The 11801-nt window shown below is 62.0% G+C and carries 7 protein-coding genes and 3 pseudogenes; 2 read left to right on the top strand and 8 right to left on the bottom strand.

Going from position 1 to position 11801, the window contains the following annotated elements; genetic code table 11:
* Positions 1-74: 74 nt before the first annotated feature.
* The 8 genes and pseudogenes from BJI47_RS12465 to BJI47_RS12425 all read right to left on the bottom strand — a co-directional run.
* Positions 75-1331 (bottom strand): IS256 family transposase, encoded by a 1257-nt coding sequence (locus BJI47_RS12465; RefSeq protein WP_088943966.1) that lies wholly within the window; start codon positions 1329-1331, stop codon positions 75-77.
* A 208-nt stretch (positions 1332-1539) separates the two neighbouring features.
* Positions 1540-2175, bottom strand: a complete 636-nt coding sequence (locus BJI47_RS12460) for a response regulator transcription factor (RefSeq protein ID WP_088944026.1) — start codon at positions 2173-2175, stop codon at positions 1540-1542.
* Positions 2172-3344, bottom strand: coding sequence for a sensor histidine kinase (locus BJI47_RS12455; protein ID WP_088944025.1), 1173 nt, complete (start codon positions 3342-3344; stop codon positions 2172-2174). Before BJI47_RS12455 ends, BJI47_RS12460 begins: the two co-directional genes overlap by 4 nt.
* 193 nt (positions 3345-3537) lie before the next feature.
* A complete protein-coding gene (locus tag BJI47_RS12450) occupies positions 3538-5673 on the bottom strand; it encodes an MMPL family transporter (protein ID WP_254900568.1) in 2136 nt (711 codons plus the stop codon).
* Between the two features lie 46 nt (positions 5674-5719).
* The gene (locus BJI47_RS12445) at positions 5720-6109 is read right to left on the bottom strand and encodes a DUF3817 domain-containing protein (RefSeq protein ID WP_088944023.1); all 390 of its coding nucleotides are present in this window, start codon (positions 6107-6109) and stop codon (positions 5720-5722) included.
* Positions 6106-6579, bottom strand: a complete 474-nt coding sequence (locus tag BJI47_RS12440; protein ID WP_080711897.1) for a DUF2871 domain-containing protein — start codon at positions 6577-6579, stop codon at positions 6106-6108. The genes BJI47_RS12445 and BJI47_RS12440 overlap by 4 nt, the downstream gene beginning before the upstream one ends.
* Before the next feature lie 598 nt (positions 6580-7177).
* Positions 7178-8140 (bottom strand): c-type cytochrome biogenesis protein CcsB, encoded by a 963-nt coding sequence (ccsB, locus tag BJI47_RS12435; RefSeq protein ID WP_088944022.1) that lies wholly within the window; start codon positions 8138-8140, stop codon positions 7178-7180.
* Positions 8141-8527: 387 nt separating this feature from the next.
* A pseudogene (locus tag BJI47_RS12425) lies at positions 8528-8773 on the bottom strand (MFS transporter); the annotation flags it as partial.
* A 919-nt stretch (positions 8774-9692) separates the two neighbouring features.
* Between BJI47_RS12425 and BJI47_RS12420 the strand changes: the two are divergent.
* Positions 9693-10944 (top strand): annotated as a pseudogene (locus BJI47_RS12420) (IS110 family transposase).
* 25 nt (positions 10945-10969) lie between these two features.
* Positions 10970-11737: pseudogene (locus BJI47_RS12415) on the top strand (transposase); the annotation flags it as partial.
* Positions 11738-11801: the final 64 nt, after the last annotated feature.

Below are 11801 nucleotides of genomic sequence, written 5' to 3'. Positions count from 1 at the left end.
GATAGTGCCCCATGGCGTGGTGTAGTTCGGATCGGTGAACCATCTGGTTCGTGATCAACGAGTTGTGTTGTATGTTATGCGGATTCGAGTTTGGGTGTCAACGACTCGGTGTCCGTGTCGGCGGCTGTAGCGCGTTCCTTTCGTGCGATGACGACCCTCAGTTCGTCCATGGAGACGTCGGAGACGTAGCGGCGGGTGACCTGCCACTCGTCGTGCGCCTCGATCACCACCGCCGTCGCCAGGCGTAGGAACGCTGCCGGGTTCGGGAAGATCTCCACGACATCGGCGCGGCGTTTGATCTCCTTGTTCAGTCGTTCGATCGGATTGTTCGACCAGATCTTCTGCCAATGTGCCTTCGGGAACGACCGGAACGCGAGCACGTCCTCCTTCGCATCACGCATCATCGCAGCGACTTTCGGAAACGAGCCAGCGAGAGTGTCGGCGACCTGATCCCATTGCTGCGCAACGGCATCGGGCTCGGTGTGTGCGAAGATCGTCTTGATCGCAGCCATCACCGGCGGCACCTGCTTCGACGACACCGCCGAGCCGACGTTCCGCATGAAATGCACCCGGCACCGCTGCCACGACGCACCCGTGAACTGCTGCGCCACCGCCGCTTTCAACCCCGCATGCGCATCGGAGATCACTAGATGCACCCCCGACAAACCGCGGGCTTTGAGTCCGATGAGGAACTCGCGCCAGAAGTCGAACGACTCACTGTCTCCTACTGCGGTGCCCAATACTTCGCGGGTCCCGTCGATGGACACCCCGGTGGCGACGACGAGAGCATGCGAGACGACGTGCGCACCGATCCGGACCTTGCAGTACGTGGCGTCGAGGAAGATGTAGGGAAAGCTGGTGTGCGTCAACGAACGCTCGCGGAAGCGGGCGATCTCGACGTCGAGGCCCTGGCAGATCCGCGAGACGGTCGACTTCGAGACCCCCGAGTCGACCCCCAATGCGGTCACGAGGTCGTCGACGTTGCGGGTCGAGACGCCATGGACGTAGGCCTCCATGATCACCGCGTACAGGGCCTGATCGATGCGACGGCGGCGTTCGAGCAGGCTGGGGAAGAACGACCCGGTGCGCAGCTTCGGGATCTGGACTTCGATGTCGCCGCTGGTCGTCGCTACTGTCTTCGGCCTGGTGCCGTTGCGGTAGTTCGTTCGCTCGGTGGTCCGTTCGTAGCGGCCGGCACCGAGGACCTCGGTGGCCTCGGCGTCGATCAGGGTCTGTAAGCCGGCGCGGATCAATTCGGCGAACACACTCGCCGGGTCGGCGCCCTTGAGTGCGTCGAGCTGGGTGATCAGGGCAGAATGGTCGTGGGTCATCGCGTGGTCCTTTGGTCGAGTCACTTTGGCGGTAACTCGTTCATCACTACGCGATGGCCCACCCACAACACGGGTACGACACGCCCGAGCAGCGGCTACGCCGCCTCACCGAATGTCCACCACGTCATGGGACTTACCCCTTGAATAAGGCGGCGCTCCACTCATCATCCACACTGTTTGTCTACATAAGCTGCATTTGGACAAGAATCTAGTGGGTGTCGCCTCCAATAATCCCCCGCCCGCGGGCCTGTGCAACTGCTGCCGTCCGCGATCGCACGCCCAGCTTTCCGAACGCATTCGTCAGATGCGTCTTTACTGTGCCCTCGCTGAGAAACATTCGACGAGCGATCTCCCGGTTCGAGTGGCCGACGGCGACGGCCTCCAACACCTCCACTTCGCGCTGGGTGAGTGCCGCGCCGGGATCCCGCAGCTGCGCCATCAGTTTCGAGGCAACCGTTGGTGACAATGCGCTTTCACCTCCTGCTGCTGCGACGATCGCTGTGAAGAGTTCGGCCGCGGCCGTACCCTTGAGTAGGTAACCACTGGCACCGGCCTCAATCGCGCGCAGAATCTCAGCGTCGGTGTCGTAGTTCGTCACCACCAGGACCCGCGGAGCGTTCGGTAGGGATCGGATCTGGCTGATTGCCTCCACACCGCTCAGCCCGGTCCCGAACCGCAGGTCCATGAGGACTAGATCGATCGCCCTCTCACTGCACAGTGTGACAGCTTCTTCGCCTGTGGCGGCTTCGGCGACAATCAAGACTTCGTCCGAGTACCGTTCGAGCAGTGCCCGTAGCCCGGCGCGCACGATCACGTGGTCGTCCGCGAGTACCAGCCGAATCATCGCTGCTCCTCCTGCTGATGCGCGAGCGGAAACGTCACCGACATCGCGGTGTGGCCGGGCTCGGATTCGATGGCCCACTGGCCGTTGAGCTGCTCGACACGGGCCTGCATGGCCTTGAGACCGAAGTTGTGCGTAGAGGAATCGTCGAGGATCGCAACGTCGAATCCGTGCCCGTCGTCGACTACATCCAGGTGTACGGCGTCAGGGCCATAGGTGAGGGTGACTACGGCGCGGTGGGCATCAGCATGGCGCATGACGTTCGAGACCGCCCCTTGTCCAAGTCGCACCAGAGCCGATTCCACCGGCATCGGCAAGGACACAGCCGGCCCCTCGACAAGGAGACGTATGTCGCAAATGCCGGCTCCGGCTCGCTCACATACCCTGCTCAACGCGTCGACGATCGAGCTTCCCGCCAGGTCGGCGGGCGAGAGTGCCGCGATCAGGCGACGTGTATCGGCCAACCCTGCCGATGCAGTCCGGCGGGCCATCACGATCTTGCTTTCAGCACCCGGCGGTAGGATTTCGGCCTCGGCTGCGTGCAGCAGCATCTCGATGCTGCTCAGCCCCTGCGCGACGGTGTCATGAATCTCTCTGGCCAACCGTTCGCGTTCGGCGAGTTCGCCCGCAGCTCGTTCGGTCTTCGCCAGCTCCGAGCGGGTGTGATGCAAGTCCTCGATCAGTTGTTGTCGTCGCTCCGTTTCGTGAAACAGCACCCGGAAGCCCAGGCCGATAACGACACCGACAACAGCCCCTAGCAACGATCCGACCAGTGCGCCACCCCACTGACCCCGAGTAAGGACACCGATCAACGCGTTGACGAGGGTGATCGCCGCTACCGCTGAGACCGCGGGGATCAGTGGCACTTCAGTTATGAAGAGCAGGATGAGCCCGAACGACACATAGGCCGCGTCGGCGCCAAGGAGCGCCATGGCAACCCACACCGCACACAACGTCCCCAGCCAAACGAATCGCGCTACCGGAGCACGAAGTGAGCCGGCGCCCACGATGTAAACGACGAGGAACACCGCCGTCAACGCACCGATCCATCCTGCGGATGCCTCGGAGAGCAGTACCGCCCGCAGCAACACGATCAACGCCAGAACCACTACGAGAACGTGCAGTCCCAGACGAAGGCGTGCGATTCGCGCAAACGAGAACTCCTCAACCATCACGACACACGGTAGCTGTAGTGCCGATCGTGGGTCATGACTGTGGTCTGACAAGTGTGTTCCTCACACCTGCTGCGGGACGTTCGGATTGCTGCGATCAGCCGGCTCGAACAGGTCGACGGGCCGAAACGGCGGCAATCGTCCGGATTGCTCCTGCTCTGAGGAAAGGCCGAGGTAACTCGCCGACAGTGCGTCACAGGGGAGACATCGTCGTCGCGCGCTTCGTCGCCATCTGCGGGGCGGACGGCCACAGGGCCTTCTCTCCGAGTAGTCGCATAATCGCAGGAACGAGCAGCGGCCGGACTACGAAGGTGTCGAGCAGGATTCCGATCGCCATCGCCAATCCGAACTGGAAGAGTTCGCGGATCGGTTGAGTGGTCAGCACAGCGAAGGTCGCTGCCAGGATGAGTCCCGCGGACGAGATCACTCCGCCAGATCGGATGAGCGCTATTCGTAACGCCGCTCGTGGTGGATGCGCCGACAGTTCCTGCCGATAGCGGCTCATGAGGAAGATGGTGTAGTCGACACCGAGCGCGACCAGGAACACGAAGATGTAGATCGCAACCCGGTTTCCGATTCCGGCATCCCCGAGCAACGTGACAGTGATGAAGGTCGTGATCCCAAGTGTCGCGGTGAACGAGAGCACCAGCGTCCCGATCAGGTACACGGGTGCGAGCACGGACCGCAGCAGCAGTGCTAGTACCGCGGCGACGATCACGAGGACCAGTGCGGCCACGACCCAGTTGTCGCGATCGAGCGCCGCCCGGATATCGGCGGAGTGAGCACTTTCGCCACCGACGAGGACCTGCACACCGTCGATCCCCGCGCGGTCTGCGGCAGTCTGAGCAGCGGATGCGAGGGTGCCTACGCGGTCCATTGCCTCAGGACTGTAGGGGTTGTCGGTGAAGGCGACTTGGAATGCCGCTGTTGTCCCGTCCGCGCTGAGCGCGGGATTCTCACCGACTCGGGCTACCCCGGCCGTGTCCGACAGCTCGCGGGTGATCCGGTTCCAGTCGGGCGAGGGTGTCCCGGGCGGTGTGGTGACATACACGGTGGAGGGTGCGATCTCCCCAGGCCCGAACGCGTCCGCGATCATGTTCTGACCGGACTCGGACTGGGTGTCGATGCGGAATCCGCTGATGAAGTCGTAGCTTTCACGGTAGCCGGTCAGGCCCGCGGTCATCACGAGAAGACCCAGGAGTGTGGAGACCAACACTGCTTTCGGGGATCGGTCGACCAGATCCGCGATCCGTTCCCAGACCTTGCCACCGACGCGGCTCGACGCGGCCTGGGTTGTGGAGGGCCAGAACAGTTTTCCTCCGAAAAGCAACATCAATGCAGGAGTGAAGGTGAAGGCGACCAGCCCCATCGAGGCGACACCCAGCGCGAGATACGGGCCGAACCCACGCAATGCGGGAGAGACCGCTGCCAACAAAGCCAGCATGGCCAGCACGATCGTCGAAACACTCGACAAGATCGATTCGGACACTCCCCGCAGCGCCCGCATCATCGCGGCGGAGCGATCCTGTTCCTCCGCGAGGGCTTCACGGTAGCGGGCGGTGACGATCAGTGCGTAGTCGGTGCCGACACCGAACAGCAACACGGTCATGATCGATGCGGTCTGCGAACTGATGTCGAACCATCCCGCGTCGGCCATCATCGCGCCTACCGTCTCGGCGAGCCGCATCGCGACGCCCACACCGGCCAGCGCGACAACCACGAGGACCGGCGAACGGTAGATCACCATCAGGATGATCGCGACCAGCAGGATCGTTCCGAGGAGCAGGATCTTGTCGCCGCTGCTGAACACCTTCACGGTGTCGGTGGCGATTCCAGCAGGCCCGGTGACCGCCGCATCAGCAGGTTCGGCGGCCTCGCTGACCAGATCGCGAAGCGTACCGACCGTGTCCTGGAACGATTCGTCGGTCGGGTCGCCTGTCAGCGAGACGACAATCATCTCACTGTCACCGTCGGTGGTGCGCAGATTGTCGCCGCCAGGGCTGTCGGCGGTGACGATCGCGACGATCGAGGGATTGTCGGCTCTCGCACCGTCAATGATCGTGACAATCCGGTTCACTGCCGCCGAGGTCTCAGACCTGTCGGCGCCGTTCACGACAACGATCGCCGGGGTGCCCTCATTGCGGGGGAACTCGCGGGCGGCGAGTTCGGCGGCTTGCACGGATTGCGATGACGGGGGCGAATCGTTTGCTCCCGCATTGTTTTCGATATCTTCCAAGGCAGGCGCAAAACTTGCGAGGGCGCCCACCAGGATGATCCACAGCAGTACGACGATGCCGGCCCGACGTCGGGACCCGAAGAGAGTGTTCATGAAGCGTGATTTCATATCGTGGCGTCCAATCCCGACTGATATGCGTTCATCGCACCGATGTCGGATAGCGGGATGAGAAATCGGAGTAGCGGTCCGCACCTGGGACGAAGCGCCCGGTGCGGGCAACCCACACCTCGAATGCGATCGTGGCGAACGGCGGCAGAGAAGAAACCAACGCCAACAGTAGGATCCTCAGGCGCCATCCGAGCCTGACGTACATCGCGATCGAGAGCACAACGAATGTCACGAACACTGCCCCGTGCAGCGAACCGAAGATGCGGACGCCGACCTCGGTGCTCTTCGCGATCCACTTCAAGTACATACCGACCAGCAGCCCGAGCCAGGTCACCGCTTCCAGCGTCGCAACGATACGGAATGCCCGCACCAGGATGCGGGCATCCGAGTTCTTTTCTGGACGTGACTCCCTGTCGTTCATGCGATTTCCTCCGCATTCTTTGGTGCGCTTACGTTTTCGGAAGCACTGGTGCGTCCCGGCTCGCTTGCGACTGCGGTGCGAAGTGCGAGGAAGAAGACGACGAATGCGACGGTCAGTAAGACATGCCCGATACCGGCAATTCCCGAGATGGCGGCCGACGCGTCCTTGTCGAAGACCTGCATGGTCCCGTGGACGAGCTGCATCGCGACAGTGAGGAGCAGGCCGGCGTGGAAGGTGACGGTGAACCACCGGTAGAGGGGGCTGGTCGAAAGCACGAACAGGCGCTCGAAGATCGCGACGATCAGCAGGAACAGCACCCCGAGAACCAGAAGGTGGGTGTGCACGATGGACAGTTGAGTCGGGCCGTCGAAGTCCTGGGCTTTGGTCAGCTCCCGGTAGTACAGGCCCGACGCAAGACCCGCGACGGCGTACCCGAACGCGGAATTGACAAGTATCTTCACACCTTTCATCCCACAGGAATTCCGGACCCGGCACATCGGAAGAACGGTGAACTTCGTCTACGACTTTGGATAGAGACAGCGCGGCGCTGCAAGGGGTGAGCCAACTTGCCCGGCGAGGCCAGCAACCGACAAGACGACCCGACCGTCACGTTGAACGGTAGTGCTATAGACGGGGCTGCCTGTAAGTATTGATAGCGGCTGGCCTGGGGCGGCTCGCAGGATCGGTATCGTCGCTGCAATCTATGTGGCTCAGGGACTGCTTTGCCTCTCGCAGTGCACTGGTGGGGAATTGTCCATCGATTGCGGCGGCGACGCGCCGACTCTGACTTAGTTTCGGTGGCTTGATTAGAAGCCTGCACAACCCCGTCGCAGCAGGGTGTGGCATCACCCCGCAGACTCCGATTCGCTCCTCTATTCACTCGACTCCTAGCGGGCAGAGACCGATTTCGTTCCGTCACGGTCCTGGAAAACCAGCGAGAAATCCGAATACGTAGGTTGACGCCAGTGTCACACTGACCAATTCGGGGAGTGTCTGCCAGCAATGTCAAGCGAGACAATCCTTGGGGAGTTTCGGTTGTCTCCGAGACAGTGGTTGGATCGGCAGAATTCAGCTAAGTCCCGCGTAGGAGTGCAAGCCGGAGACGACCATGTTGATGATGAAGAGATTGAGCAGCATCGCAACGAAACCGGCAATGTTGATCCAGGCAGCCTTCGTCTCCCGCCACCCGGACGTTGCCCTCGCATGCAGGTAGGCCGCGTAGATCACCCAGGCGATGAAGGACATCGTCTCCTTCGGATCCCAACCCCAGAAACGTCCCCACGCAGCTTCCGCCCAGATGGCACCGAGGATGACGCCTGCGCCGAACAGCGGAAACGCGATGATCGTGCTTCTGTACGCCAAGCGGTCGAGAGTCTGGGCGTCCGGCAGTCGCTCTGCGATCCGGCCACCGGTGCTCGTGCCTTCGTCCCCGGGCGGGAACTTCAGTCGCAGCAGGAACAGAAGGCTCGCGATACCGCCGATCATGAAGATTCCGGAGCCGACGCTGACGATCGTCACGTGAATCGGAAGCCAGTACGAGCGCAGCGCCGGAACCACGGGAGCCGCGTCGGCGTAGAGGACCGTGCCGGCGAGGAAGATCAAGATCAGAACCGGTACCAGCAAGAATACCCACATCGGGCGGTACGCCGGCTTGATCAACAGGACATGTCCGACCAGCAACGACGCCGCACACGCCATCGCCACGAATTCGTACATGTTGCCGAGCGGGAATCGTTCCGTCGCAAATCCGCGGAGCACGATCGACGCGATGATCAGTACCGTTCCGACGACCAGGACAGCTCGGCCCATTCCGCCGAATCGCTCCGAGAGCGACTTGCTCGGAGTCTCCGCGACCCTGCCAGGCACGGACGCGTCGACACCGCCGGCGGAGACCAGTTCCTTGTCCTGAACCGCCTTTGCTCTGGCCGACGCGTACTGCACGATGAGCAGCACAAACGCCAGCACGAGCACGGTGAAAGCGGACCTGAAGGCCCAGTCACTGTACTGCGCGAGTGTCTCGTTCGTTGTCATCATGCGTTCTCCTGCGCGTGCGGTTGGTTCACCGCGGTGGTCGGATTGCTATCCAGCAAACGGTTGGCGAGGCTGGTCTCCGTCGATTCCTTGCTTGTGACGAGACGGACTACTTCCGGTGGTATCTCCACCACCGGGCAGGAATGCGGTCTGATCGAGTGGGGTCAGGCGTACGTGCCGGTGGGGTTGGCTAGCGGCTCATCTTCACTCGCAGCACTGCGTCCGGAGATCTTTTGGCGTGAAACCTGCAGTACCCGCAGAGAGGCGACTAGTCCAAGAATGAGGAACACGAGCGCGGCGAGCATCGCCCATTGAGTGGCTGAGTCGAAAGCCTCCGACAACTGATGGATGACCTCGTCGGGGCCGTGACTCGCGCGTAGGCCGGCGAAGGCGATCGCCGAGGTTGCCAGTGGTCAGCAATAGCGCGGCGAACACGATCGCGTAGAGCGAGTTCACCCACTGTGCGTCAGTAATGTTCAGGTGCAGGTCGTCGATGATTGTCGGGAGAGCGACGGCCACAATAGTGCCGTCCATGACGATCATCGCCAGGCCCAGCGCGAGTACGACGAGGCTCCACCACTTGGATATGCGTGGGGCAGGCGAGAGCGCTGCGGCCGATGCGTTTTCCGTCACGGGGGTCAGATTACGGTTCGCAGTAGGCAGTGCGCATCAATCGAAAGTCGTACTGTTGACAGTCAGGTGGGTTTGGTGTGAGACAGAATTTCGGGGCACGTCTCGTGGACCCGAAGCGTCTACAGAAGCGCGGAACGAAATCGGGCAACTGGTGCGCCGGTTGGCTGGCGGATGGGCTACACACCGGACGTCGACGAGGTCTCTGAGCTCGCGATCGGGAAAGTTCGAGGGCGCCGCCCCGATCCGCCGGTATAGCTGTCCTTCGATCTGGCGGGCGAGCACGGTGCGGGACCAGCCGTGGTCGACGGTGCCGGAACTTGTGCGGCAGGTCAACCCGTTTTCAGACGGCCGCGGGATCGCTGTCTAGTCCTCGAACGAAGCGATGCAAGTGCGGCAGATCATCTGAAGAAACGGCAGACATCCACGAGTTCAGTTGCTTCCCAGGGCGTCCGGTGAGCATCGCCGCAAACGAGGTGACATGCCCTGCAGTTGCTTCGAGATGTGGGCAGCTGGAGAGGATCCGTTTGAGCCCGATCTGCTAGCCTCGGGCTTTCACGCCGGTAGGTAGACGCGGCGTGTCAGACAAGAAGAATGGTGCTCTGAGCTGCGAAGATTGATCTTGCGAAGGAAACAATCCAGCCAGCACGAGGAGCACCAAATGAGTCGTAAGGATCCACTGAACATGGATTCTTAAGGGGCAGCAGTTGACGGGTGAGCACACGGAGCACCTGGGCCCTCGGTGACGCGGAGTCCTACTGAATGACCGTGCCCTCGTCGACTGCCGTCGCCTGATCGCTGATGGGATGCCGTGCCGACCGGTCCACTTCCACGGATCCGTTCGAGCACTCGTCATTTGGTCGCGACTAACGACGGCTGCTGCCTTGCCCTGTAGTGCTACACACGACTCAGCGAGGTGACGATGATCATTATCGGAGACGATTGGGCGCAGGACCATCACGACATAGAACTGATGTCGGAGAACGGGGATGTCCTAGCCAGATTCCGAGTTCAAGAAAATGTGGACGGACTCGCCGAACTTCTAGCGAAAATCACCGAACACAGCAGAGAAGCCGATGACGACGAAGACGGCGACGAGGAAGTGTTGGTTGGCATCGAGCGCGACAACGGTCCGTGGGTGTCGGCTCTGCGCAGTTACGGATACGTGGTCTACGCGATCAACCCGGTCCAGTCGGCACGGTGTCGGTCACGTTTCTCCTTGGCCGGCGCCAAAAGCGATGTCGGTGACGCGCACGTACTCGCAGACACGGTGCGGACCGACCGACGGCAGTTACGTGCCGTGGCCGACGACTCCCTCGAAGTCGAAGGCCTGAAAATCCTCGCACGTACACACAAAACTCTGATCTGGGAACGCCGACGACATTTGAACCGACTGCGCTACAATCTGATTCAGTATTTTCCGGCTGCGCTCGATGCGTTCGACGACCTCACATCAGCGGAGGCTGTCGAACTACTGACCAAGGCACCCACGCCTGAGCAAGCCGCCGCATCGACCCTCACACAGATCAAGGCCGTCCTCAAACGCGCACAGCGACGGATGATCGAGGACCGAGCACTCGCGATGCGCACGGTGTTTCGCGCCCCCGGCAGACTTACCCAGCCCGGAGCACTGTCGAGCGCCCACGCCGCCGCCACTGTCGCGATGCTGGCGGTCGCTGCGGCGATCGAGGCCCAAGATCGTCCTTCTCGCCGGCCAGGTCACCACAGCGTTCGAGCTACACCCTCAAGCACCGATCATCAGATCACTTCCCGGCATGGGAGCAATGGTCGGAGCACGGGTACTCGCCGAATTCGGTGATGCTCCGGGACGCTACCGGTCGGGTAAAGCTCGGAGAAACTTCGCGGGAACAAGCCCCATCACCAAAGCGTCGGGAAAGAAGTCCGCGGTCTCGCGGCGCTACGTCCACAATGACAGACTGCTCGACGCACTGACGCGCCAAGCGTTCACAGCTATCAGAGTCTCACCCGGCGCACGCAAGTATTACGACACCCAACGGCGGCAAGGTGTCGGCCACAATGCTGCCCTGCGTCATGTGGCCAACAAATTCGTGGGCATCTTGCACGGTTGTCTCGCAGCGAACAGTCACTACGACGAACACACGGCATGGGCATCCTCCACGGCCATGCCGATCGAAAAGAAGACTGCCGCTTGACTTCTTAGCAACATGGGATGTCTTTCTGGCGAGCAAGTCTACGTCGCCGTACCCCGCCCTGTCCGTCGATGCCACCGCGCTGTCCGAGGCGCTGTCACCGTGGCGGAAACCGTTGGCGCACTTCGATCCCGGCAAGATCATCCTCGATCTCGCGGTGTCGTTGGCGCTCGGTGGGGATTGCCTCTCCGACATCGCGACCCTGCGCGAGCACGCCCCGGTGTTCGGCACCGTACCCTCCGATCCGACCGTCTCCCGTCTGATCACCTCGCTCTCCGCAGACGCGGCATCTGCGCTCACTGCGATCGACACCGCGCGGGCATTCGCCCGCGCCGCAGCTTGGAATCATGCCGGCGAGCACGGCCCCGATCACGACATCACCGCCAAGAATCCGATCGTCATCGACCTCGACGCGACACTGGTGACGTCGCATTCGGAGAAGGAGAACGCGGCACCGACGTACAAACGAGGCTTCGGATTTCACCCCCTCATGGCGTTCGTCGATCACGGCACCGACGGCACCGGCGAATCCGTCGCCGCGTTGCTCCGCCCCGGCAACGCCGGATCCAACACAGCCGACGACCACATCGAGGTGACGCGGAAAGCGTTGGCGCAGTTACCTAACGTGTACTCGGCACGGCCGGGGAAGAAGGTCCTCGTCCGCACCGACGGCGCTGGCTCGAGCCACAAATACCTCACTTGGCTGCACAGGCAGCGAGTGTCGTATTCGATCGGGTTCGGGCTCACCGACGCGATGGTCGCCGCCCTCGTCGATGTCCCCGACACAACATGGTCGGTTGAGGCTCCCCCCGGATGGTGGACACCGAGATAGCGGGATCGATGGTTCCGCTGGAAGGATG

This window comes from Rhodococcus sp. 1168 (genome assembly GCF_002091955.1).
GTDB lineage: Bacteria > Actinomycetota > Actinomycetes > Mycobacteriales > Mycobacteriaceae > Rhodococcoides.
The sequence above is the reverse complement of the archived record's forward strand: the minus strand, read 5'-3'. Positions and strand labels throughout refer to the sequence as shown.

Bases quoted from the DNA above. Each gene is read 5' to 3' on its own strand.
- BJI47_RS12440 (WP_080711897.1), bottom strand. From the start codon at position 6,579: ATGAAAGGTGTGAAGATACTTGTCAATTCCGCGTTCGGGTACGCCGTC.
- BJI47_RS12445 (WP_088944023.1), bottom strand. From the start codon at position 6,109: ATGAACGACAGGGAGTCACGTCCAGAAAAGAACTCGGATGCCCGCATC.
- ccsB (WP_088944022.1), bottom strand. From the start codon at position 8,140: ATGACAACGAACGAGACACTCGCGCAGTACAGTGACTGGGCCTTCAGG.
- BJI47_RS12455 (WP_088944025.1), bottom strand. From the start codon at position 3,344: ATGGTTGAGGAGTTCTCGTTTGCGCGAATCGCACGCCTTCGTCTGGGA.
- BJI47_RS12450 (WP_254900568.1), bottom strand. From the start codon at position 5,673: ATGAACACTCTCTTCGGGTCCCGACGTCGGGCCGGCATCGTCGTACTG.
- BJI47_RS12465 (WP_088943966.1), bottom strand. From the start codon at position 1,331: ATGACCCACGACCATTCTGCCCTGATCACCCAGCTCGACGCACTCAAG.
- BJI47_RS12460 (WP_088944026.1), bottom strand. From the start codon at position 2,175: ATGATTCGGCTGGTACTCGCGGACGACCACGTGATCGTGCGCGCCGGG.